This window comes from Actinoplanes sp. NPDC026619 (genome assembly GCF_040638295.1).
GTDB lineage: Bacteria > Actinomycetota > Actinomycetes > Mycobacteriales > Micromonosporaceae > Actinoplanes.
Window position 1 is genome coordinate 21809 of the sequence record NZ_JBEZYA010000031.1, and the last position, 25514, is coordinate 47322.

Genomic DNA, 25514 nt, shown 5'->3' on the forward strand with positions numbered 1-25514 from the left:
AACTGGATGTCGGCCGGTTTCCGGATCCCTGCGGGAGTTCGTTCAGCTGGGCGGGCCCGCGTAGCGGACAGTGCGCCCGCGGGCGATGAAATCAGTGGCCAGGTGGCGGCCGGCGGCCGTCAGCTCGGGCCGCCACGACGACGGGACGGTGCCCATCGCGGGCGCGTTGCTGCCACCGGAGTCACGTGCCTGTCCGGTGGAGGTCGAGCGGTCGGCCGGTTGCCGCGGCGGACCGGGCAGCGGCACGGTCAGCGGCTGGGCCTGAGCTGCCGGCGGCTTGGTCACACCGGACAGTCCGAGGGCCGAGGCTTGCGGGAATGGCCCCACCTGCGCGGACGCCGGCGGTATGAGCGCCTGGTTCGCGCCCGGGGCGCTGGAAGTGGCCGTCATTCGGGTCGCCGCCGGCGCCCGGGTCGACGAGGAACCCGGCAGCTGCGACCAGGACGGGAGCTGCGGCCAGGCGGGGAGTGCGGCCTGCGGCAGGCCCGGCAGCTGCGGCCGGGGGAGGAGCTGCGGCCAAGCGGGGAGCCCGGCCTGCGGCAGGCCGAGCAGTTCCGGCCACGCGAGCAGCTGCGGCCAGGACGGCACCTGCGGCCACGATGGCAGCTGCGGCCAGGCGGGGAGTTCGACCTGCGGTAGCTCGGGCAGCGCGGTGAGAAGCGGCAGTTCGGCGGGCTCGGGCAGCTTGGCGAGTCCGGGCAATGCGGAGAGTTCGAGCAGCTTGGCGGATTCAGGCAGCTCGGCGGGTCCGGCCACTGCGGTGAGCCTGGGCAGTGTGGTGAGGTCGGGCCGCGAGGAGAGCTGGGCCGAGGGCGCCGACTTCTGCCGGACGACCGCCGCCCGCGCCGGGGACGCCGAGGCTCGGACAGCGCCCCGGACTGCTTCGGATTTGGGCTGGATGAGCCTCGATGTCCGGAGCTGCTCCCGACGTACAACCTCGCCGGTCTGGATCTTCGGGGTCTTGATCTTCTTTGCTGCCGGGGCCCTCGTCAGGTGGGCTTTGGCCGCCGGCCGGGTGATCCTCTGCGGATGGGTCTCCGGGGCGGTTACCTTCGAGCTGGTCGCCTTCGAGCTGGTCGCCTTCGAGCTGGTCGCCTTCGGGATGGGTGCCTTCGGGATGAGCGACTTCGGGTTCGGGGCGGCCTTTTGGGAGGCGGCGGCCGTGGTCTTGATCGCGGTGACCGGATCTGTTGCGGCGATCTGGCCGAGCGACCCCGTGTCGGCGCGGGCCGCGTGATCTAGCAGGCACAGTGCGAGATATGCCGCGACGGCCATGCTGAGCAGGACAAGCAGGCGGACAACGCGCCGGGTTGCCCCGGGTGCGCCGTGCTCTGCTCGCGTGATTCCGCTCCGCATTCAGACTTGCTTACCCATTCCCGGCACGATGACACGCATCGAGCAGGTCAGCAGGGCGGTTTGTAGGGCAGACCGGGCACGTACGTCTTCCACTCGGCGGCGGTGATCCGGTCGCCGGACGATGCGCACACCCTGGTTATGACCTCCGCGGGGTCGGTTGACCAGAAGTCGACGCCGTCGCTTCCGCGTACCGCCAGCAGTTTGCCGTTCGGGCTGAAGGCGAGCCCGTTCACGTCGGTGTTCACCGCGAGGCTCGCGTTCATCCGGGGGGTCCTGGGATCGCTGATGTCGTAGAGGTCGACGACCCCGTCCGAGCCGAACTCGCCGCCCGGGAGCGCGAGGAGTTTGCCGTCGGGGCTGACCGCGAGGTCGGTGTTCTTGAAGACGGCCTGGCCGCCCAGCAGGATCGGGTCGCCGAGCCGGCCGTCGCCGGCGATCGGGAAGATGCGGACGAACCGGCCGGAGTCGCCGGCCATCAGGTAGCGGCCGTCGGAGGTCAGCCGGCCGTCGACCACGAGGCTGTCGGCGGTGACCGGGCGTGACCCCAGCGGCCGCGGGTTGGCCGGGTCGCTGATGTCCCAGGCCAGGATCTCGTTGTCGCTGAAGCTGTACAGGTAGGGGCCGGTCGGTGAGAACGCGAAGTGGAAGGCCACCGTCGGCAGGTTGACGAGCAGCTTCGGCGCGGCCGGGTCGCGCACGTCGAACAGGCGCATCGACGACGGGCTGCCGTCGGCGCGGTGGGAGACGTCGGCCACCGCGAGCGTTCGGCCGTCGGCGCCGCCGAACGTGAGGCCCATGGCGCCGGAGGTGAAGTCGGTCAGTGTCGCCAGCGGCTCCAGGGGCTTGCTGTAGGTGGCCGCCAGCAGCCGGCTGGTGTCGACGATGTCGACGAGCGCCTCGTCGCCGTCGGTGCGGGGGACCGCGAACAGGGCGCCGTCCGGGCTGAAGGAGCTCGACGCGTCGATGCCTTCGCCGGTGTCGGTGAACATGTTGTTGCCGTGGGACGGGAAGTCGCGTATCGGCACCGCGAAGCGGGGGTTGGTGACGTTCCAGACCCGGGTGCCGATGTTGGAGCTGGTGTCGGCCACGAGTGCCGGGCCCTGAGGGTTGAAGGTCACTCCGTTGAGGAGGCTGGCCTTCAGCAGCGGCATCGACCCGGTCGCGCCCGGCCGCCACGCGTCGGCGAGGTCCCAGAGCAGCACGCCCGCGTCGGTCGGCGTCGCGACCACCGGATAGTCGGGCTGCGCCGACTTGAGGATCACCACGGCGCCGAGGCTCTGGCTGGTGCCGGCCGGTGTGCGGTTGGCGAACCACAGCCCGTCGCTGAGCATCCGCCAGACGCAGAGGTCGCCGTCGCTGCCGGCGACGACGTAGCCGTATTTGTCACCGACCTTGTCCACGCTGTACGCCAGCGAGCTGAGGTACCTGCAGGTGCTGCTGGACGCGTTCTTGTCGTCGCTGATCGCCGAAACCTGGCCGGGATTGCCGACGTCCCAGATCCGCGGATATTCGTGGCCCTTGGCGCCGGCCACGGTCACCAGGTATCGGCCGCTCTTGTCGAAGGCGACCCGGTGCGTGAACACGCGGGGCTTGATGAGCCAGTCGGCGGGCGACGTCATCTCGGCGCGTTTCGCCCGGTCGGGCAGGGCCCACAGCCGGGACTTCTTGTCGAGGCCGGAGCTGGCGAGCAGCAGCCCCGAGGGGGAGAAGGCGAGCGAGTCCACGACGCCCTGGTGCGCGTCGATGGTGCCGGCGTCGCGCGGCTGCGCGGGCTGGGTCACGTCCCAGAGCCGGATGCGGCCGTTGTGCCCGGCCGCCGCCAGGGTCTTGCCGTCGGCCCGGAGCGCCACGCTGGTGATGCTGGTGTCCCCGGTCTCCAGCACGGCGAGCGGCGTCGGGTGCGCCGGGTCGGCGAGCCCGTAGAGCCGGACCTGCGGCCGGGACAGGTCGCGCATGTTCTGGCTGTTGGCGCCGGGCGAGTCCGGTCCGACCGCGACCGCCAGCAACTTGCCGTCGGTGCTGAGAGCGACCGGGCCGTTCAACTCGCCGCCGCCGAACGCGCTGACCACCGCGGCCGATCGCGGGTCCTGCAGCACGAGCGCGTCGCCGGTCGAGATGGCCAGCAACCCGCCGTCGCCCGACTGCGCCAGGTCGTAGGCGACCGTTCCGCCGTGGAGCAGGCCGTGGCTGGCGAGGCTGGCCAGCACCGGGCCGGTGCCGGTGGCCGCGTCGAGCCGGTAGGAGAGCACGCTCAGCTGCTTGGCCAGGTTGGGCTGCCGATCGCGCAGCTGGTCGGCCTCGGCCGCGAGCAGGCGGGAGAGCGCGAGGTCGCGCTGCGCGGAGGCCTGCCGTTGGAAGACCACCGCGGTGATCGCTGCGACCACCGCCACCACCAGCAGCGCCGCCAGCACCGAGATCACCGAGCGGCGGATCCGGTCGGAGCGGCGCTGCGCCGACCGCGACGCCGCGAGGAACGCGGTCGCAGCCGGCCCGAGTTCGGCGGCTGCCTCCGCCGCCACGCCGAGCCGGGCGCCGCGGTAGAGAAGTGCCGGGTCGCGGCCGGCGTCGCGCCACGTCTGTGCGTCCGCGGTGAGCCGCTGGCCGGTCCGCAGGCGTTCCCGGTCCTCCTCGATCCACTCGCGCAGCCGTGGCCAGGAACGCAGCAGCGCCTCGTGGCTGAGCCGGACCGACTCGTTGTCCCGGGTGACCAGCCGCTCGGTGGTGAATCTTTCCAGCGCGCGTTCTCCCGCCGCCGGATCGCTCAGGCCGCGCAACAGGTCGGCAAGGGGAAGCGGCCGGATCGTCTCCGGCCCTTCGCCGCCGACGCGCACCATCCGCGGCAGCAGGTGGCGCAGCGCGCCGGCCTCCGTCTCGGCGAGGCTCGCCCACGCGGCCTCGGCGGTCGCGCCGATCGCGTCCACCCCGCCGGCCCGGCCGTAACCGCCCACCGTGAGCCGGTTGCCCTCGCGCTTGCTCCAGGTCGCCCACAGGGCGTGGGACAGCAGCGGCAACCGGTCGTGCTCGCCGAGATCGCGCCGGATCAGGTCGGCCAGCCCGTCATCGACGCGCCACCCGGTGGCCGCGGCCGGTCCCTCGATGGCGGCGCGCATCTCGCCGGGGGTCATCGCGGTGATCAGCGTCTGGTGGTGGCGCAGCGCATCGGTGAGTTCGGGGCGCTCGGCCGCCACGCCGTAGAAGTCGGCGCGCAGCGCGAGCACGACCACATGCTGCTGCTGCGCCAGCGCACGGACCGTGGCCAGGAAGGGGGTGCGTTCCGCCGCCGATTCGCAGAGCGTGAAGAGCTGCTCCAACTGGTCGACGATCAACACGAGCCGGCTTGCGCTCCGCTTTTCGCAGGCGTCCGCGGCCAGGTGCATGACGTCGGTCGGCCCGGTGGAGGCCGCCCGCTCCCCGCCGAGGTCCTCGGGCATCCGGTGTGCCCGCGCGGCTGCGGCCTCGAGCGGGGTGACCAGGCGGGACATCGGATGTTCGCCCGGGGTCATCAGCAGCACCGGCCAGCCCGGCGAACCCTCCAGCGCGGATGTCCCCGCAGCCAGCGCCGGCCGCAGACCCGCGTTGAGCAGTGACGTCTTGCCGGCCCCGGACGCCGCCACGAGCATCAACGGGGAGCCGGCCCGGGCCGCGCTCGCCGCGCCGCCGACGAGGGCGGCAACCGTCTCCTCGCGACCGAAGTAGTTGTCGGCATCCTCCGGCCCGAACGCGGCCAGTCCGAGATAGGGGCAATCGCCGGGGGTCGGCGGGATCAGCTGCTCCGGTCCGGGGATCTGGTGGGCGCGGTTGACCGCGAGCGCGAACGACCCGGCCCGGTCCCCGGACTTGCTGCGGGGCGGGGCCTCGCCGACGGCTTCTGCCTCCGCGCGGAGACGTCGGTAGACCACATCGAGCTTGATCACCGGGCCGGTACGGGCGTCGCCCTCGGTGAGCAGGCGGACGAACCGTTCACTGAATGTGGTCAGCTCCCGGTCCTCCGGCGCACGCGCCAGTCGCTCGGCGGAGGCCAGCAGATACGTTCCGGAGGCCGCCGCCGGGCTGAACCCCGGCATCGTCGGCCACGGTGTTTCGGGGAGTGCCGCCCGTGCCGAGAAGCAGCAGTCGAGGATCATGATGCGGGTCGCCGCCCGGCTCCCGGCCAGCCTTTCGCCGATCTCGCTGAACGGCAGCCCCCGGCGTCTCGCCTGAGCCGGGGGCAGCACGTCGGTGGCGCACGCCGCGAGGTTCAGCTGGTTGTCCGGCCCGATGAGTCCGTGGCCGACGTAGTAGATCAGCAGCACCGACTCGGCCTCGGCCGCGGCCTCCGCCACGAGGTCGGACATCGTGTCCGCGTCCGGCGGGTCGACGACCAGCCGCACCCGCTCCGGATCGGCCCCGCCCACCTCGATCAGGGCGGCGCGGACCGCCTCGGCGCTGCGCCGCGCCGCCGGCACCGGGGTGAGGGTGGGCCCGTCATGGGCGGCGGTGCCGATCACCAGGATCCGCACACCCGACCCGGACAGCCCGGTGGATGGACGGCCCGGCATCGTCGCCTCCGCGCCGGCAAGCTCGGTCATCGCTAGGCGGACGGGCCGGCCGGCTCGGGATCGGCGGGCGGCTCGGGATCGTCGGCGGGCGGGCGCTCCGTCTCGTTGAGCAGCGCCACGATCCGGTTCAGCTCGGCGGACAGGGCGGACGTATTCAGGTTTCGCACGCGCTTGGCCTCCAGCGTGACGGTGGTGCCGTCCGCCCTCGTCACGATGACCGACACCTGACCCCGGCGGCCCCGCACCCAGGTCACCAGCGCGGCGCCGAGCGCCGCCGCGGTGCTCCCCGGCCCGATCGCGACCAGCAGCGCCTCGAGGACCGGCCCGAGCGTCCCCGGCAGCGGCGGCGCGTGCCGCGAGGTGACCCGGCCGCGCAGCTCCGGCTCACCGGCCAGCCACTGGTGCAGAGTTGCGAGCTCATCGGGATCGGCCGCCCCCGCCAGAACGATCTGAACGTCCACCGAACTCCCTTCGCCGCCCCGGATTCTACCGTTAACCGTCCAATCTCGACTGCCCCGAGACCCCGCCGGCCGGGGCTGCTGCGGCCGGAATCTCCGTGTACCGTCGGCCGCTCGTAGATCAAGAAGATCGACGTGGGGGAATGCATGCGCAATCTGATCAAGCGCACACTGCTGGTGGCTCTGCTGGCCGGCACCGGCATCGGGGTTGCCGCCGCACCGGCCTCGGCGAGCGCGCAGGGCTGCACTCGGCTCTCGGTCAAGTGGGGTCTGGGCGGCGGTGGCGCCTACTGGTGCCAGAAGGGCGACGGCTATTACCGGACCATGGTCTACTGCGCCACCAACGTGCAGGGCACCTCGGGCGGGTCCTTCTACTACGGCCCGTGGAACCACACCGGGGACAGCTCGATCATCGGCAAGACCTGTCCGACCAGCAAGTACCTGATCGACATCGGTTACGACCTGGCCTGACCCGCCGTCAGGCCGCGGCCGTGCAGGGCGCCGGGCTGCTCAGCATCTCGACCAGGCCGGTGGCGGCGGGGACATGCTTCGCGTACGCCTCCGGGAAGGCCGACACCTGCACGGCCTGCGCCGCCTCGGTGACCCGCATGTTCTGCCAGCCGTGCGTGCGCAGCAGTTTGTCGTAGAACTTCTGGGTCTGATAGGCCGGGTCGGACAGTTGCTTGGGCGTGCCCCAGCCCTGGCTGGGGCGCTGCTGGAACAGTCCGATGGAGTCGCGGTCGCCGCCGCGCAGGTTGCGCAGGCGGGACTCCTGCAGGGCGGTGGCGATCGCGATCACCTGGCCCGCCTTCGGCACCCGCCGCTGGTTGCCGATGGTGATGATGGTGCGCGCGTTGGCGACCTGTTCGTCGCTCCAGTTGGCGGTGGCCGGCTTGGCGGCGGAGGCGGTGGGAGCGGGGGTGCAGGCCGCGTCGGCGTCCGCGTGCCGCAGGGAGCTGAGGAAAAAACCGACCAGTACAGCGACTACCACAACGAAAAACGCGCGCACGACGAGAGAAGCCTTTCGGGGGTGGGGGTCCGGCGAAGGTTACCGGTCCACCCCGGTGGGTCCACATCAGCCGTTTGGACTCATCCCGCCGCGGCGGTGAGGTCGGCCTCGACCTCGGCGAGTTCGGGCGCGCCCAGGTCACGGTAGATGTCGGCGGCCTGCCCGAGGTGCTCGCGTGTGGTCGTCGCGTCGCCGAGCGCGCCGTGCGCCCGGCCGAGGCCGTGGTGGGCGCGAGCCGCCTGGTCCCGGGCCTGGGTGCGGGTCGCGCAGTCCAGGGCCGCGCGGTGGCTCTCGATGGCGGCGCGGTGGTCGCCGGCGGCGTGCGCGGCCTCGCCGAGGCCGTTGTGCGCCCACGCCTCGCCGTCGAGCTGGCCGACCTCGCGCAGCAGCCGCAGCGCCCGCTCGTGGTGGTCGGCGCCGGCCCGCGGATCGCCCATCGTGGTCAGCGTCGTGCCCAGCGCGGTCAGTCCCCACGCCTCGCCGACCCGATCGCCGTCGTGCACGTGCATGTCGAGCGCCTCGCGGTGGCATCGCTCGGCCTCCGGCAGTTGCCCGAGCCGCAGATGCACGTCGCCGAGGTTGGCCAGGCCGGTCGCCTCGGCCGGCCGGTCGCCGAGGGCCCGCGCGATGCCGATGCTCTGCCGCAGGTGCCGGCCGGCGTCGTCGTAGGCGCCCAGCCGGATCTCGATGACGGCCTGGTGGCACAGCGCCAGGGCCTGTCCGGTGCGGTCGCCGGCCCGATTGTAGAGCTGCTGCGCCTGATGCAGATGCTCGGCCGCATCTGCGTAGCGGCACCACTGCTCCTCGGCGCCGGCCAGATTGCCCAGCGCGCGGGCCTGGGCGCCGACGTTCCCGGCGCGTTCGAAGAGCTCGCTCGCGCGGGCGAACCAGTCGGCGGCGACGTCGTACCGGCCGTGCCGCCGTTCGGTGGCGCCGAGCCCGAGCGCGGCATGGGCCTGCCCGGTGGTGTCGCCGGCCGCCTCGGCCGCGTCGAACGCGTGCTGGTGGATGGCGGCCGCCTCGTCGCGGGCCCGGCCGTCGAGGTAGCGATAGAGGATCGTCGACAGCCAGACTGGATAGCGGCCGATGCCGGTGCGGGCCACCGCGACCAGGTTCTGCCGTTCGGCGTCGAGCCACGCCTGGGCCGCGGCCGCATCGGGCAGCGGGATGACGGCGGCGCCCGGGGGAACGGCCGGCCGCCGGTGCGCCTCGGCCGGGTAGAAGTGGTCGGCAGCGCGGGCCGCCATGTCCACGTAGTGCCCGCAGATCCGCTCGGCCGGGGCGGTGGCGCCGGTCGCCGCGGCCAGCCGGGCGGCGTAGGCGCGCAGCAGGTCGTGCAGGCCGAACCGGCCACCACCGGCCGGGAAGACCAGGTGCGCCTTGCCGAGCGTGGCCAGTGCCGCCCGTGCGTCGTCGAGGGTGCCGCCGGTCAGGGCGGCGACGGCCGGGGTGGTGAAGTCGACGCCGGGGTGGTGCCCGAGCGCGGTGAAGGTCGCGGCGGCCGTGGCCGGCAGGTGGCGCAGCGACCAGGAGAACACCGCGGAGACGGCCGCGTACGCATCCGGGTCGGCGCTCAGCACGTCCAACCGGCTCTGCTCGTCGTCCAGCTCCTCGGCCAGGTCGCGCAGGCTCAACCCGGGCCGCCCGGCGGCGTGCTCGGCGGCGATCCGCAGCGCCAGCGGCAGGTGCGCGCACTGAGCGGCGAGCCGTTGTGCCGCTTCCGGCTCGTCGAGCACCCGCTGCCCGATCAGCTCGCGAAGCAGATAGATCGCGTCGAGCGCGGGCAGCACGCCGAGGTCGACCCGCCCGGCGCCGCCCACCGCCACCAGCCCGGACAGCCGGTCGCGGCTGGTCACCACGACGGCGCACCGGCCCGCCCCGGGCAGCAACGGGCGGATCTGCTCCACCCCGGCGGCGTTGTCGAGCACGATGAGCGCCCGCCGCCCGGCCAGGGTCGTGCGGTAGCGGGTGGCCCGCGCGTCCGGGTCGGCCGGGATGTCGGCGAGCGGCACCTCCAGCGAGGCGAGCAGGTGTTCCAGCGCGGTGGCGGCGCTCATCGGCTGGGCCGGGTCGTAGCCGTGCAGGTTGACATAGAGCGTGCCGTCGCCGAAGCGGTCCGCGACCCGGTGGGCCCAGACCATGGCCAGCGCGGTCTTGCCGACGCCCGCGGTTCCGGAGATGACCGTCACCGGCGAGACGGCGGAGAGCGATTCGAGCTCGGCGAGCTCGGCCTGGCGGCCCACGAAGGACGGCACCGGCGCGGGGAGCTCGGCGGGCACCGGCGCGCGGTCCGCCCGGGCCGGGCCACCGGTGAGGGCTTCATGGTGCACGGCCTGGAGTTCGGCGCCCGGGTCGATGCCGAGGTCGTCGGCGAGCCGGCGCCGGGTGCGGCCGAAGACCTCGAGCGCCTCGGCGGACCGGCCGGCGGCGATCAGTGCGTGCATGAGTGCGGCCGGCAGCGTCTCCACGTAGGGGTTCGCGCCGATCAGCTCGGTGAGCGTCTCGATCGCGGCGGTCGGCCGGCCCAGCTGCGTCTCGGCCGCCGACCAGGCGACGACCGCGTCGATCCGCAGCTGGCACAGCGCCTCGCGGGTGCGGTCCGCCCAGGCGCCGCGCAGCCCGGCCAGCGGTTCGCCGCGCCACTGTTCGAGGGCCTCGCGCAGCAGGTCGCGGCGGCGCTCGCCGGTCGCCGCGGCCGCGGCGTCCACCAGGCGGCGGAGCCGGTGCGCGTCCACCCGGTCGGGCGGCAGCCGCAGCAGGTAACCGCCGGAACTGGTCTCGATGATCGGTTCGCCCGCGTCTCGCAGCAGGCCCCGCAGATAGGCGATGAGCACGTGCAGGGTGCGCCGGGCGTTCGTCGGGGCGGTGTCCCACACCCGGTCGATCAGCGTCTCGGTGCTGACCAGCCGGCCGGCGTCGCGGCCGAGAGCGGCCAGCACCAGGCGCTCCTGCGGACGCCGCGGGGTCACCGACCGGCCGTCGATGTCGAACTCGACCGCGCCCAGCAGTCTCAGCTCCACGCTGCACTTCCCCGGAGTGGGCGTTAGCAATCCACTAAGGATTCACCATACCGGCAGATCACACCATGAAGGACATGGATGAGGTACGGGCGGAGCCGGGTGCACTGGTTCGGCTGGCGAAGACCACACTGGCCGCGGCCGATGACATGACAACCGCCTGGTCGGCGGCGCAGGAGGCGCTGGCGCCCCCGGTGACCGCCTTCGGGAACACCGAGCAGGCCGGCCGGTGCGCCACGTTGACCGCGCAGGCGGAGGCGGCGGCCGACGACACCTGGCGCGTGATCACCGGGGTGTACGAGGGCGACGTCGACCGGCTCTACCGGGTGGCGTTCGCGTACCTCCAGTCCGATCAGGAGGCGGCGGATCGGCAGCGCACCGGCGGCGGGATACGGGGGCCGCTGTGACGATGCCTGCCGAGCCGCCGCCCCCGCCGCCGGCGCCCGCCACCATGGACAACCTCTGGGACCTGGCCGCCGACCCGGCCGCCGTGCACCGGGCGGGGCAGCTGTGGCTGACCTTCGTGCAGGCGGCCGATGCCGCGCGGGACCCGGTGCCGCCGGCCGCCCAGCTGCTGCGCGGTGATGCCTGGAGCGGCGAGGCGTCCGACACCTATCACGATCACCTGGACAAGCTGGACGCCGGCGTCACCGAGCTGCTCGACGACGCACGGCAGGTCGGGGCGGCGCTGGCCGAGATGGGTGACGCGCTGACCACCGCCCAGCACGAACTGGACGCCGGCCTCAGCCGGGTCGGCGTGCCCGCCACCGTGTCGGGCGACCGGATCACCTTCCGGTTCGCCTCGGCCGAGGACGTCGAGCGGCTGAACGTCGCGATCGACGAGGCCATGCGGACCCGGGGCGGCCTGGACGCCGACCAGAGCCGTTTCCGGTCCCGGATCGACGAGGCCGAGCTGGACCTGCGGTCGCTCGCGGGGCCGTGGCGTGACCAGGCGGCCGGCAACGACGACGGCTGGGCGCCGCCCGCCGAGGCGCAGGGCCTCAACTGGATCTACGACGGTGACTCGGTCGTGCTGAACACCGGCCCCGGCGACAATCAGGTGCTGATCTCGCGGGATCCGGTCACCGGCGAGCAGATCGTCCTGGTGGACGGCATCACCACCCGGTTCCCGGCCGGCGACGCGATCACGATCCGGGCCGGCGCGGGCAACGACGTGGTGGACGTCGCCCCGGGCACCCGGATCGCGCTGACCGTGCTGGGCGGCGACGGCGACGACGTCCTGCGTGGCAGCGATGGCGCCGACCGCCTGCTCGGCCTGGCCGGACGGGACGTGATCGAGGGCCGCGGCGGCGATGACCTGATCACGGCGGGCTCGAGCAGCCCGCCGCCGGCCACCGCGGACGGGGAGCGCCTGTGGGTTCTCGACCAGATCGACGGTGGCGCCGGTAACGACCGGCTCTACGGGAGCCTCAGCGGCAAGGAGATCCTCACCCGGCCGGCCGGGGGTGACGTCGCCGGCGACCGGATTCTCGGCGGCGACGGCGACGACCTGATCGAGGGCGGGGGCGGCGACGACACGCTGGACGGCGGCGAGGGCGTGGACACGGCACGGGGCGGGTCCGGCATCGACAACGTCTTCGGTCGCGGTGGTGACGACACGCTCGCCGGCGGCGCCGACCGCGACTACGTCGACGGCGGCGCGGGCGACGACGTGCTGGCCGGCGGGCTCGGCGATGACACGCTCTACGGGCTGGCCGGCGCCGACCGGCTCGACGGCGGCTTCGGGCAGGACTACCTGGAGGGCGGCGCGGGCAACGATCTGCTGGAGGGTGGCGCCGGCCCGGACACGCTCTCCGGCGGCCGCGACGACGACGTGATCCACGGCGGCGCGGACGACGACGTCATCTACACCGGCGCCGGCCGGGACGTCGCCGACGCCGGCGCGGGTCTCGACACGGTCTACCACCAGGCGGGCGAGGACTCGGTGCAGAGTGCCGAGAATGCGGTCGACGTGCAGATCTCCGACCAGGCGAAGTACTTCGTGATCGAGGGCTCGCCGGAGTTCGTCGACCGGGTCCAGTCCGATCTCGACCTGTTGCGCACGTCGCCCACCGGGCAGCAACTGCTCGGCAAGCTCCAGCAGATGCACGACGACACCGCCGGCTGGTTCTACGAGGGCAGCGGGGTGACCATCCGGGAGTACGCGACGGAGAACGGCATGGAGCTCACCACGATGATTCCGCCCGGCTTCGACTCGTCCGAGGTCACCATCAACCCGTCGCACGACACCAACCACAGCGGGCCGCCGGTCGCGGTTTTCTATCACGAGCTCGCCCACGTGTACGACTTCACGTACGACACCTGGGTCCCGGGCGACTACACCGGCGACGACAATCCGGGCGTGCCGAATCTCGAACGCGAGGCGGCCGGCCTGCCGATCGACGACGACTTCGACCCGTCCACCCCGGACCGGATCGACCCCCGCCATCCGTACGAGCTCACCGAGAACGGGCTGCGCTCGGAGCTCGGCTCGCCGCTCCGGACGGAGTACTGAGCAGGCCGCACCGATCTTCGGAGCGGGCCCGGTTTGTCGCCGGTGGATGAAGTGAAAAGCTCGACCGGCCGTCAGCCGCTGAGATGGGCGGTGTTGTCCAGCCAATACTGGGCGAGGGCGGTGTCGCCGGCGACGCGGAGGGGGCTGATTCGGCCAGGTGACGGGTCTGTTCGACGATCGCTTGCCGGGCGTGCTCGGCGTTGAGCTCAGCCATGGGATTGTCCTTCCGTAGGTTCTGCTGTGACTGACCCAGCGTGCCGGTCGAACTCATCGGTCATCCGATTATCCGGTCAGCCGGGCGCCGAGCCGGTCGACGCGGTAGATCCGGCGGCCGTCGACCCAGAGCCAGCCCCGGGCGAACGCGGTGCGGTCGTCGATCTCGAGGATCTCCAGCTCGATCGTGATCAGGCGGTCGGTGGGCACGACCTGGCCACGGTAGGTCCACTTCAGCGGCTCGCCGAGCGCGATCGGCTCGCAGCGGGCGCCGGGCCGGTCCGCGCGGTCGGTCAGGTACCACTGCAGCAGCTGGCACATCGCCTCGACGCCCAGCGAGCCCGGCATGACCGGGTCCTGGAAGAAGTGCGCCTTGAAGAACCAGTCGCCGGGATCGACGTCCTTCTCGGCCCGCAACCGGCCCAGACCGGCCGCCCCGCCGCCGGGCCAGTAGCCGGTGATCCGGTCGAGCATCGAGAGCATCGGACCGGCCGTAAGGGCGAGCGACGGGATGTTGTCGCACGGTTCGGTCAGGCGCTCGCGCTCGGCTGGCGTCGTGGGCAGGCCGGGCTGCTGCGCGAAGGCCGTCGTCAGGAAATACCCGAACACGGCGGTGCCGCTCAGCAGCGGCTCGCCGTCGGCGTGGCACTCGATCCGGAACGTCTCGATGATCATTCCGGCGGCGCGGGAGATGTTGGTGAGTTCGGCGCGGGTGCGCACGACACGGGTGGCCGGCCGCACCTCGCGCCGCACGACCAGGTCGCCGTCGAGGTTGCGGAACAGCAGCTCAGCGTCGATCTGCACCGGGCTGCCGACGTAACACCCCAGCCAGCCGCAGGGCTGCAGGGCGATCTCCATCAGCGCGGCGACCGGCATGGAGCCACCGACGAAATACCAGGCCTCATCCGGTACGTCGTACTCCGCCACAACCGCAGTGCCGGCCGCCATGCCCTGATACGGGCCATCGACGGCGGTGATCCGGCTGAGGAAGTGGTACGGCGGCCCGGGCAGACGCGGTCCGCGGCGGGCGCCGTCGAACGCGTCGGCCATCGGCCCGAGCCCGTCGGCCGGCCGGCCCCATGCGCAGGCCAGCAGCGAGGCGTAACCGAGCGGCAGGTCCCCGAGCCGCGCCACCGGCCGTGGTTCGCGGTGTCCGGCCAGACCGCCGAGCTCCGGAAGGGGCAAAGGCTGGGCGGTCGGCTGCACGACGGGCGGCCCGAGATGCCGCCAGTGATCGAGCGGCCAGTCCGGCACCAGCCGCACCGCGCAGTCGGCGATGTGCAGGGCCTTCACGCCGTCCACCGTGACCAGCACCTCGGCGACGAGGGTCGGGAACGGGTCGGCCGACATTTCGGTGACGAACACCTCGTACGTCAGCTTGCGGCTTTTCGGGGTGACCTGGCCCCGGCAGCGCATCCGCGCGGCGCGCCCCGGCACCGGTTCGAAGCGCCAGCCGTCGCGATCGATGGTGTGACCGGAGGCGGCCAGATAGAACGACAGCGCCTGGAAGCAGGCCTCCGACATGAGCGTGCCGGGCATGCAGGGGTCGTGGTGGAAGTGCCCGTCGAAGAACCAGTCGCCGGGGTGGACCGCCGTCTCCGCGCGCAGGTAGCCGCGGGGATCGAAGACCGGCACCTCGTCGAGCAGTCGCAGCCGGCCCGATCCGATGCGAGGCGTTCGCACGTGGGCGCGGGTCCGCGCCCAGCCGGGTCCGAAGCACTCGTCCGGGCGCCCCTCGGCGAACGCGGCCACGGCTCCGGCGTCGAAGGAGGCGGCGGACGGATCCGGCGGGCTGACCTCGGGCGCGTCCCACAGCACGCCGCCGGTGTTCAGCAGTTCGTCGTCGGTGAAGAACCCGGCCTGGCCGTTGCGCACAGTGAGCAGCAGCGCGTCGCCCACGTGGCAGTCGTACTCGAAGAAGAACAGCCGGATCGGGCCGTGCGTGACATGCCGGACGACCCGGATCTCGAAGCGGAGCGTCCGCCCGGGCCCGGGCGGCGGGCCGTGGAAGGTGACGTCGCTGCCGAGCAGGCGGTAGACCCGGTCGCCCCGGTTGTGCAGGTCGGCGCCGAGCCAGCTGATCAGCAGCAGGTCGGCCTGGCCGGCCTCGACGACCAGTCCGGCGGGCATCCGGCCGGCCGGGTCGAGGTACCAGGAGTCGGGGCGCACGTCGGTCTCGGTCCAGATGACGCCCGTGCCCAGCCGGGCGGGCTCGGCGTCGATCCCGAGGACGCGATCGGCGAGCAGCAGGGGCGGGCCGGGCATCCGGGTCTGCCGCCGATCGGCGTCCTGCCCGGCGAACGCGGGTCCGAACAGGTCGGAGATCCGGCCGTGCGCGAGGTGTTCGAGCTGCGCGCGGTCGAACTTCGGCCCGGGAAATCCGGTGGTCGCCTCGGGCCTCGCGACCACGGCCCGGCCGCTCAGGAAACGAGCGTGCGCGGCGGCCTGGAGCTCCAAATATTGGAGGTGCGTGGCGGTGATGGCGGCCCACCAGGCGAAAGCCGGCGCCGGTGCTCGCTGCGGCGCGAGGTCCGGGGCGGGCGCCATCACCTCGTACTCCTGCGCCGTCTCGGTCAAAATCGGGGCGGGGAGCCGCTTGGGCAGGCTGATCGTCGCGCCGCCGCCCGCGGGCGGAAACCCGAAATGCTTCGCGAGCGCGTCGTGCCGCACCGGAACGCCGGCGGCAGCCAGCTCGGCGACCGCCACCGACAAAGACCACAGACCTTGACCGGGTACGGCGTCCAGCGCCACCGCGACGTGATCCCGCCCGCCGAGGATGCGGCGCGTCCAGCCCGTGCACTGCGCGCCCGGACCGTGCTCGATGAAGACCCGGACGCCGTCCTGCCAGGCCCGATCGATCAGGTGGGGAAAATCGACGGGGGAGAGCATCTGCTCGGTGATCGCGTCGGCGGCCGATTCGGTGTCCGGGTGGTACCAGTCGCCGGTCGCGCCCCGGTAGAACCGGATGCCCGGCACGCTCGCCGTGGGCCGCCGATGCAGCGCCCGCCAGCGATCGCGCACCTCGGCCACCTCGGGCACGTGCGCCACCAGCAGCGGGAGCCGGATGCGGGCGGACGGGTCGAAGCGCTCGGCGAACGCCGTGCAGGCCTTCTCCTCCCCGGCGACCACACAGGTCCCGGGCGCGCACACCGCCGACAGGTACACGGCCCGCTCGCCGGCGACCATGGCCCGCACCAGTTCCGGGTCCGCCGCCAGGAGGTAACCGGCCCAGCGCTCCCCGGCTATGCCGTGGCGTTCCCAGAAGCGGCGGACCGCACGCAGCTCGCCGCTCAGATCGTGGGTGAACAGGCCGTCGGCCCGGGCGTCGGCGACCATGCCGGCCACGTCGGTCCAGGCCCCCAGCGCGACGAGGGCGGCCGATTCGCCGGCCGAGTAGCCGAGCGCGGCCTGCGGTTCGAGACCCAGAACCCCGCGCGAGATTCGGGTGTGCAAGCTCGCGAGGGCGCCGACGGCGAGGATCTGGTCAAGGAACTCGGATCCGGTACGGCCGTCGTGCTCCGCGCCGGACGCCGGGGGAGCGAACGCGAACGCCAGGTCGGCGCCCATACCGGGGTAGAACGACGCGCCGTTGGGATAGACGAAGGCCGTCTCGCTGCCGATCGGCGTCTCGCGGAAGGCCACACCGGCCGGCCGCAGCGCCTCGCCGCGCAGCCAGGCTCGTGCGCCCGCGAGCTGCGCGGCCAGATGGGCGGCGTCGCGGGCGGGGACGGCCAGGCGGGCCGGGCCGATGTCGCTCTCGACGCCGGCCGCCGCGGCGGCGAGCACTTCTGCCCGATCCGCACCCGAGTAGACGTGCAGCGTGGGCACCGGACCCGGCGCCCACGGCGCGGCGTCGGCCGCGCGCAGCCGGACCCGGGCGGGTGGCGCGCCGAGCACCGGCGTGACCACGTCGGCGGTCATGCCCGGGTCGGGCTGTGCGGGTTGTCCCGCGCGTGGCCGAGCCCGGTGCCGCAGCGCGACGGCCGCGACCGCGACGTCGAGCAGCCCGGCGGCGGCATGCGGCGCGCCGAGCAGCCCGGTGGGGAAGTCGCCGCCGGCCGGCGGCTCGCGGTCGATCAGGGCCAGGACCTGATCGCCGTCGCGGCGCGCGTCGTCCCGGCGTTTCAGCACGAGGACGACGGCGGCGTCGACCGGCTCCCCGGCCCGGCCAGGTCCGGCGGTGTCGGTATGGCCGGGCCTGGCGGTGTCGGTCTGGCCGGGCCTGGCGGTGTCGGTCTGGCCGGGCCTGGTGGTGTCGGTCTGGCCGGGCCTGGTGGTGTCGGTCTGGCCGGGCCTGGCGGTGTCGGTCTGGCCGGGCCTGGCGGTGTCGGTCTGGCCGGGCCTGGCGGTGTCGGTCTGGCCGGGCCTGGCGGTGTCGGTCTGGTTGGGCCCGGTGGTGTTGGTCTGGTTGGGCCCGGTGGTGTTGGTCTGGTTGGGCCCGGTGGTGTTGGTCTGGCGGGGCTCGGTGGTGTCGGTTCGGTGGAGCCCGGTGACGGCGGCTCGGTGCACGGGCTCGTCGGAGAGGTCGACCGCGCCGACCAGCGCGGCGTCGATCTCTCCAGCCCGCAGGGCCCGGGCCGCCAGCTCCAGCGCCACGATGCCGGAGGCTTCCTCGGCGCTGACGGCGAAGCCTGGCCCGGAGAGGCCGAGTTGGCCGCCGATGCGGTTGGCCGTGATGTTGGCCATGGCGCCGAGCACGCGGGCGGCGGTCAGGGGCGGGCTGAACTCGTCGCCCGCATTGAGGCGCTGAGCGGCGTGGGCGCGGGCGATCTCGGGATCGCAGCCCATGCCGACGAGGACGGCCGTGCGCTCCGGCGGCAGGTCGATGCCGCGGACGGCTTCGCGCGCGGCCTCCAGCACGAGGATCTGCTGGCCGAGCGTCTCGCCGAGATCGCGCGGCGGGTAACGCAGGTCGTCGAGCGCGACCTCGATGGTGTCCGGCGCCGGACCGGGCGGCCGCCCGCTCAGCACGGCGTCCCGGAGCCCGTCGGCGCCGATGTCCCCGATGCGGGCGCCGATCGCGACGATCGCGATCTCCGGCAATGCCGGCCGGTCGGGCTCCGCGGCGGTGAGCGGCGGCCGGCTCGGCACCGCAACGACGGACGGCGGCTGGCTGGGCGTTGCGGCGGTGAGCGGCGGCCGGCTCGGCACCGCAACGACGGACGGCGGCTGGCTGGGCGTTGCGGCGGTGGACGGCGGCTGGCCGTCGAAGGCCTCGACGATCAGGTGTGCGTTGTTGCCGCCGAAACCGAAAGCGCTGATCGCCGTGCGCCGCCGCGGTCCGGGCCACGGCTCGTTCGCCCGGAGCAGGCGCAGCGGGGCGTCGCGCAGTTCGTCGATCGGGTCGGTGGCGCCGGCCGTCGCCGGGAGCGTGCCGTGCTCGATTGCGGCGAGGAGCTTCAGCAGTCCGGCCGCGCCGGAGGCGGTCAGCAGGTGGCCGACATTCGACTTCGCCGAGCCGATCGGCAGCGGCTCCGCCCGCCCATGGAAGTACCGGCTGGTCGACCGGGCCTCCACGGCATCGCCGATCGGCGTACCGGTGGCGTGGCATTCCAGCAGTTCTATTGTCCCCGGGCCGAAGCCGGCCGATCGGTACGCCGCGTCCATGGCCCGGATCTGGCCCTCTTCCGACGGCACGAGGAACCCGCCGGTCCGGCCGTCGTTCGACAGGCCGATGCCGCGTACGACACCGAGGATCGGAACGTGCGCGGCCACCGCGTCGCGCAGCCGCATGAACGCGAGCAGGGCCGCGCCCTCGGCCGGGATCAGCCCGTCGGCCCCGCGCTGCAGCGGCCGGCTGCGGCCGGACGGGCTCAGCGCGCCCAGCGCCGCGAACCCGGCATCGATGATCAGCCCGTCGCAGCCGCTTACCGCTCCGGCCAGCATGAGGTCGGCCGAGCCGTCGTGCAGCCGGTCGCAGGCGATCTTGATCGCGTACAGCGCGGAGGCGCAGGCGGCATCGAGGGCGAGCGACCCACCGGCCAGCCCGAGCGCGGCCGCCGCCGTGTGCGCCCACAGTCCCGAACAGAAGCGATCCCGTGGGTCGAGGCCGTCCGGGTGGTCACCCAGCCAGATCCGCTCGGCGTAGGCGGCCAGGCTCCGGCTGGGATAACCCAGATTGCCGAGGACCAGCCCGGTGCGGCCCGGGCTTGCGTGGTCACCGGCCTCGCGCAGTGCGGCGCGCCCGGCGTGCAGCACCCACTGCAGAGCCGGGTCGTACGCGGCGACGTCCCCGGCCGCGGCGGCGAAGCCCGCCGGATCGAAGACCTCGTCGAAGCCCCGGACGAGACCGGCCATCACGCCGGTGCGCAACGAGCCCGGCGGCATCCGCCACTCGTCCGGTCGCGGCGTCGCCAGATCGATTCGGCCGTCCGCGATGTTGTCCCAGAACTGCTCCGGGCTCAGCGCCCCGGGCAGCACGCAACCGCGTCCCACGATGGCGATCGGCTCGAACTGCGGTTCGGTCACGCCGGGGCCGCCGGCGCAAGGTCGGGCCGCCGGATGAGGCGGACGCCGAGCAGCTCGGTGCGGACCCCGCCGTCCTCGTCGAACAGCGCGATGTCGCAGCGCATCTCGTCGGTGGCCGCCGCCGTGGCGCGCACCAGGCAGCGCAGCGCGGCCGGCGCCGGCCCAGGACGGTGGACGTGGATCGCGTCGACGCCCATCGGCAGCGTCGCGAAGCCGGTGGCGTGCCAGGCCCACAGGACCGCGGTCTGCAGGGCGCCGTCGACCGCGGCCGGGTCCGTCCACCAGGAGTGATCGGGCCAACCGGCCTCCCGCACGCCCGCGACCAACGCCTCGGCGCCGTCCTGGGAAAGCCCTCGCACCTCTCGCAGCACCTGGAACCGAGGGCCGTGGAACAGCGCGGCCGAGTCGTAGGCGGACACTGCGGTGATGGGTCCCATCGAGGCCGGCGTGGTCCACGCCCGCGGCCGTTTCGCAGTGATGAGCCGGGCCCGGTAGTGGTCGCCGACCCGCAGCTCGTCGGCCGTGGCCTCGATCGTGAAGCGGTGGCCGGAGGTCGCCAGGCCGGGCAGTTCGATCCGGTGCAGAACACGGACGTCAGCCAGCGCGGCCGGGCGCCCCGGCTGCCGCGCCTGCCCAACGGCGAAGAACCACTCCACCGCCATGGCCAGCGGAAGCACAGGCACACCGGCCGGCGCATGGTCAGCCAGGAAGCCATGCGTGCGCACATCAACCGAGGCCACGGCAGCAAAGCGCGGCCACCCTGCGCCGGTGGGCTGGTCTGTGGCGGTGGCGTCTTCGCCGGTGATCAGCACCTGGACTGCGTCGCCGGGGGTGGTCAGCTCCGTGACGAAGGCGCGTGCGCCGGCGGCGAGCGGGATGAGTGGGACGCCGAGGGTGCGGAACTGGGCGGCGTGGGCTGCGGTGACCATGCCTGCCTCCCATGGTCCCCAGCCGATCGCGTGGACCTGGCAGGACGGCCGTCGCCGCTGTTCGGCCAGGGCGATCTGGTTGAGCACCTCGTTGGCCATCGCGTAGTCGCACTGCCCGGGGTTGCCGAAGCGGGCTGCGACCGAGGAGAACACGCACAACAGGTCCAGCGGGTCATCGGCGGTCGCTTCGAGCAAGGTGCCGAGCCCGTCGACTTTGGTGGCGTAGACGCGGTCGAACTGTTCATCGGTCTTGTCCGCGATCCGCTTGTCGGCCAGGACGCCGGCGCCGTGCACGAGCCCGGTGACGGGGCCCCACTCCCGGCGGGCCTGGGCCAGCTCGCGGTCCAGGGCGGGGCGGTCGGTGACGTCGGCGGTCGCGTACCGCACGGTTGACCCGGCCCGCTTCAGACCGGCGAGCGTGGTGCGCACTTCTCGGCGGGCGAGGACGGCGCGCGCCCGGGTGGTCAGTTGGGCCGGCGTGGCGGTGGGGTCGTGTCCGGCCAGCAGGCGGGTGAGGGACGGCTCGTCGCGGGCCGTGGCCAGGAACTCGGGTTCGTCGGCGAGGGTGGTGCGGCCGAGGAGCAGCATGCGCGGCCGGGCCGCCTCCGCCAGCGCGAGCATCGCGGCCGCGGTTACCCCGCGCGCGCCGCCGCTGACGACGAGGACCGACTCCGCGGTTACCGCCAGGCCGGCAGTGGCCTCGCCCGCTGCCTCGTGTTCGGCCAGGGCCCATCGGGTTCCGTCCGCGCGCAGGCCTACGTCGAGGGTCGGGCCGCCGGTCAGCAGCTCGGTGACGATCGCGGCGGCGATCTCGTCCGGCTCGCGGCCGCCGCGCTCGCAGTCGATGGCCTTGGCCGCAACCGCCGGCCATTCCAGCGCGGCGGTCCGGGTGAGCGCCGCGAAGCCGCCGAACCGGGCGCGCCGCGGATCGGGGTCGGTCAGCCCGAAACAGCCGCCGGTGTCCTGCACGGTCACGAAGACGCCGCCGTGTTCGGCCATGCCGGCCGCGACCGCCCGGGCGGCCTGGAACGCGAGCCGGCCAGCCGGTCCGGCGTCCGCGGCCGGCGCCAGCCCACCCAGCAGGATCACGCCATACGCGTCACTCGGCGGCACGTCTTCGCTGGTCGCGGCGATGCCATGCGCCCGGAGACGCTCGACGACGGCGGACGCCAGCGCGCTGCCGCCGTCGATGACGACGACCGGTCCGTCACCGAGGCCGGCCAGCGCCAGGCCACAAGCCGGTGCGGCGACCGGCTGGACCGATAATCGCGGCAGCCCAGGACGACCCGGCATCGACGCCGAGCCGGTCCCGATGCTCGCGGTCGGCGCGGAGGCCGGCAGCGTGGATTCGGCCGTCTCGGCGGTCTGGGCGGACGCAGTGATCCACGCGGTCTCAGCGGCCTGCGCGGTCTCAGCGGCCTGCGCGGCCTGGGTGGTCTCCGTCGTGACGCCGCGCATGACGTCGTCGAGCGTGCGCGCCTGAAACAGCTGGGCCATCTGTGTGGAGTCGGTCGCCGGCAGCCCTTCGGCGCGATCCCGGACCGCGGCGAAGATTTCCACCTTCTTGATCGAGTCGATGCCGAGGTCCGACTCCAGATCCATGCCGCCGTTCAGCATGTCCGCCGGGTAGCCGGTCTTGTCGGCGACCACGGACAACAGCAGCGCGAGACTCACCGGCTCGGCGGCCACGACCTGCTCGACCGGCGGTGGCGGTGGCGCGGGGGCAAAAGCGGGCGGGCGAAGGCCGGGTGCCTCGAAGGCAGGCGGCTCAACAGCCGGCTGCTGGAAGGGCGGCGGTTGGTAGGGCGGCGGTGGGAAGGGCGGCGGTGGGAAGGGCGAGGGCTGGAAGGGCGAGGGCTGGAAGGCCGAGGGCTGGAAGGCCGAGGGCTCGGGGGCCCCTGGTGGCGGGGCAGGCAGGCGGAACTGATCCGGCCGTGGCGGCTGCCCGGTGAATGCGGCGAACGTGTTCTCGGCCATCTGCAGGAAGGCCAGGTGCGAGTCGGCCAGAACGCGCTGGAAATGCATATGCGCCTCGGCGGTCTGGCGCTGCATCTCCTGCACCGCGGCCAGCCACTCGGCGCTGGGCTGGGGGTTCGGCTGGGTCATCGGGACGACAGGCTCCTGAATGGTCGGCGGGCTGGGCTGGCTCGGCCGGGTCGGCAGGCTCTGCAGGGTCGGCGGGCTCGGCCGGGTCGGCAGGCTTTGCAGGACTGGTGGTGTCGGCAGGCTTGGCAGGGTCGTCGGGGTCGGGGCCGGCTGGGTTCGGGTGGGGGCCGGAGGAGCGATGTAGCCGGCGCCGTTGACGCGCATCGGCATTCGGGGCGGCGCTGCGCTTGGCGCTGGGTCGTCGGTGAGCGGCAGCTTTGTCAGGTCCATCGCTACGCCGTGCACGGCGAGCCGGCCGAGGCCCTCGGAGAGCGCGGTGACGCCGTGCCGGCCGCGGCGGTCGAGGCTGACCGCCAGGTGCGCGCAGTCGCCGAGGATCCGATCGATCAGCCCGGTGAGGACGGCGCCGGGGCCGACTTCGACGAACGTGCGCACGCCGGCGGCGTACATGAGCTCGATCTGTTGTTGGAAAAGGACCGGGGCGCCGGGATGCCGGGCGAGCGCGCGCCGGATCTCCGCGGGTGATCGGCTGTAGACCGCCGCGTCCTCGTTCGCGTAGACGTCGAGGCGCGGTGCGGCCAGCTCGAGGTTTGACAGGAAGTCGTGCATCGGGGCCTCGGCCGAGCGCATCAACGGGCTGTGGAAGGCGGCGGAGACCGCCAGTCGCCGGGCGGTGATGCCGTCCGCAGCAAGGCGTTCCTGCAGGTCTTCGATGGCCGGCACGGTCCCGGCGACGACGGTCTGCCGGGGTGCGTTGCGGTTCGCGATCCAAGCGGTGCCGTCCTTGAGCGCCGACTCGACGGTGTCCGCGTCGGCGTCGACCGCCAGCATCGTGCCCGGGGTGGCGGCGAGCCCTGCCAGCAGTTCGCCCCGGTGCCGGGCCAGGCGCAGCAGGCCGGTCGCGTCCATCACCCCGGCCGCGTGCAGCGCGACCAGCTCGCCGAGGCTGTGGCCGGCGACGCAGTCGGGGGCGAGCCCGATCGACGTGAGCACCGCGAGCAGCGACAGGCTGTGCGCGGCCAGCGCCGGCTGCGCCCAGCGGGTGTCGGTGAGCCGGCGTTCCTGTGCCGCCCGCTGTTCGTCGGTGAAGACCGGTGCCGGGAAGACGACGTCGGCCAGCTCCGGGCCGGCGGTGAAGTCCCAGACGTCCTGCGCCGCGGGGAGAGCCAGGGCGAGTTCGGCGCCCATCCCGACGTACTGCGAGCCCTGCCCGGGGAAGACGAACGCGATCCGGCCGGGGTCGGCTGGCCCGCACTCGTAGAAGACGCCGCCGGGCAGGGTGAACGGCACTCCGGGCTGCCTGGCGATCATCTCCGCGGCCCGGTCTAGTTTCTCGCGCCGGTCGGCGGCGTCGTTCGCCACCACGGCCAGCCGGTGCGGGTCACGGGCGTCGAAGTGGTCGCTCCGCACGAGACCGGCCGGGGAATCGGCGCTGAGCAGGACGAGTTCGGCGGCGCCGGCCCGGAGGCGTACGGGCGAATTGTTGTTGGCATGCTCTTCGAGGGTGACGTGGAAGTTGGCGCCGCCGAAACCGAAGCTGGAGACCGACGCCCGCCGCGGATGGGCGGTGGGCCGGGTCCAGGGGCGGGCGACCGTGTTCAGGTAGAACGGGCTGTCCTCGATGCCGAGGCCGGGATGGGGTTCGCGCACCTTGATGGTCGGTGGAAGCACTCGCTGGTGCAGGGCCAGCACCGTCTTGACCAGGCCGGCCGCGCCCGCCGCCGCCTTGGTGTGGCCGATCTGCGACTTGATGCTGCCGAGCGCGCACCAGCCGGTGCCGGGCCGCCCGGTCTCGCCGAAGACGCGGCGCAGCGACTCGAACTCGGCGGCGTCGCCGGCTCGGGTCGCGGTGCCGTGCGCCTCGACCAGGCCGACCGTCTCCGGGCCGTAGCCGGCGGCCTCGTACGCCCGGCGCAGTGCCCGGACCTGCCCGGTGGCCATCGGCGCGTAGATGGCTCCGCCCCGGCCGTCCGAGGAGGTGCCGAAGCCGCGGATCACCGCGTAGATCCGGTCGCCGGCGCGTTCGGCGGTGTCCAGGCGTTTGAGGCCGAGCATCGCCAGGCCCTCGCCGAGCAGGGTGCCGTCGGCGTCGGCGGCGAACGGGCGGGCGTCGCCGGTGGGGGAGAGGGCCGGTGTCTTGCTGAAGCACACGTACATCAGTGGGTTGTTCGTCGCGTCCACCCCGCCGGTGACCACCAGGTCGGCCTGGCCCAGGGCCAGCTCGTTGGCCGCGGCCGCCACCGCGGCGAGCGAGCTGGCGCAGGCAGCGTCGATGGTGCAGTTGGTGCCGTGCAGGTCGAGGCGGTTGGCGATCCGGCCGGCCACCACGTTGGACAGCAGGCCGGGGAACGAATCCTCCTGCCACGGCACGTACTGCTCGGCGATCCGGTCGCAGATCTTTTTTGCTTCGGGCAGCGACGTCCCGAGTGAATGGAGGGCCTGGAGCCACAGCGGGCGCTGGATGCGCGCGTCCATCGTGCCGACCCGGCTGAGCGTGGAGCTGCCCAGGATGACGCTCACCCGTTCCCGGTCGAGCGGGGCGGCCAGGTTGCGGCCGAGGTCGGCCAGCAGGGCGTCGGCCACGGTCAGGCCGAGCAACTGGGCGGGGTCGATGGCGCCGAGCGTGCTCGGCGGCAGCCCGTGGGCGAGGGCGTCGAACTCGATCTCCGGCAGGAACGCGCCCCGGTTGCTGTACGTCGTGTCGGTCGTCGCCGGGTCGGGATCGTAGAAGCCCTCGGCGGGCCAGCGGCCGGGCGGCACCTCGGTGATCAGATCGCGGCCGGTGACGATGTTGCGCCAGAACTCGGTCGCGTCGCGCGCCCCGGGCATCAGGGCGGCCAGCCCCACGACGGCGATCGGTTCCATGGCCTCTCCTCCGGACAGCAGACGTGGGCGCGACTCGGGA

General features: G+C 73.5%; 10 protein-coding genes. 3 read left to right on the forward strand and 7 right to left on the reverse strand.

What is annotated here, in order from left to right:
• Positions 1-42: 42 nt before the first annotated feature.
• The 3 genes from AB0E90_RS42795 to AB0E90_RS42805 form a co-directional block, all read right to left on the reverse strand.
• A complete protein-coding gene (locus AB0E90_RS42795) occupies positions 43-1275 on the reverse strand; it encodes a hypothetical protein (RefSeq protein ID WP_360418063.1) in 1233 nt (410 codons plus the stop codon).
• Positions 1276-1403: 128 nt separating this feature from the next.
• Positions 1404-5924 carry a hypothetical protein gene (locus AB0E90_RS42800; protein WP_360418064.1) on the reverse strand — a complete coding sequence of 1507 codons (4521 nt, stop codon included), beginning with the start codon at positions 5922-5924 and terminating at the stop codon, positions 1404-1406.
• Positions 5925-5926: 2 nt separating this feature from the next.
• Positions 5927-6355, reverse strand: coding sequence for a hypothetical protein (locus AB0E90_RS42805; RefSeq protein WP_360418065.1), 429 nt, complete (start codon positions 6353-6355; stop codon positions 5927-5929).
• 144 nt (positions 6356-6499) lie between these two features.
• Here AB0E90_RS42805 and AB0E90_RS42810 point away from each other — a divergent pair, with 144 nt between their 5' ends.
• Complete coding sequence (locus AB0E90_RS42810; protein WP_360418066.1) at positions 6500-6823, forward strand: hypothetical protein; 324 nt, start codon at positions 6500-6502, stop codon at positions 6821-6823.
• A gap of 7 nt (positions 6824-6830) precedes the next feature.
• On the opposite strand, the gene AB0E90_RS42815 is transcribed toward AB0E90_RS42810, so the two are convergent.
• Positions 6831-7343 carry a peptidase M23 gene (locus AB0E90_RS42815; RefSeq protein ID WP_360418067.1) on the reverse strand — a complete coding sequence of 171 codons (513 nt, stop codon included), beginning with the start codon at positions 7341-7343 and terminating at the stop codon, positions 6831-6833.
• A 98-nt stretch (positions 7344-7441) separates the two neighbouring features.
• On the reverse strand, positions 7442-10381 hold the full coding sequence (locus AB0E90_RS42820; protein WP_360418068.1) for a tetratricopeptide repeat protein: 2940 nt from the start codon (positions 10379-10381) through the stop codon (positions 7442-7444).
• Between the two features lie 74 nt (positions 10382-10455).
• On the opposite strand from AB0E90_RS42820, the gene AB0E90_RS42825 reads away from it, so the two are divergent.
• Entirely contained in the window at positions 10456-10785 is a 330-nt protein-coding gene (locus tag AB0E90_RS42825) for a hypothetical protein (RefSeq protein ID WP_360418070.1), read from the forward strand.
• A gap of 2 nt (positions 10786-10787) precedes the next feature.
• Positions 10788-12893 carry a M91 family zinc metallopeptidase gene (locus tag AB0E90_RS42830; protein WP_360418120.1) on the forward strand — a complete coding sequence of 702 codons (2106 nt, stop codon included), beginning with the start codon at positions 10788-10790 and terminating at the stop codon, positions 12891-12893.
• A gap of 282 nt (positions 12894-13175) precedes the next feature.
• On the opposite strand, the gene AB0E90_RS42835 is transcribed toward AB0E90_RS42830, so the two are convergent.
• Together AB0E90_RS42835 and AB0E90_RS42840 are read right to left on the reverse strand one after the other, a co-directional pair.
• A complete protein-coding gene (locus AB0E90_RS42835; RefSeq protein WP_360418071.1) occupies positions 13176-19574 on the reverse strand; it encodes a beta-ketoacyl synthase N-terminal-like domain-containing protein in 6399 nt (2132 codons plus the stop codon).
• Positions 19571-25474: an SDR family NAD(P)-dependent oxidoreductase gene (locus tag AB0E90_RS42840; protein WP_360418072.1), complete on the reverse strand. Its 5904-nt coding sequence runs from the start codon at positions 25472-25474 to the stop codon at positions 19571-19573. Before AB0E90_RS42840 ends, AB0E90_RS42835 begins: the two co-directional genes overlap by 4 nt.
• Positions 25475-25514 lie beyond the last annotated feature (40 nt).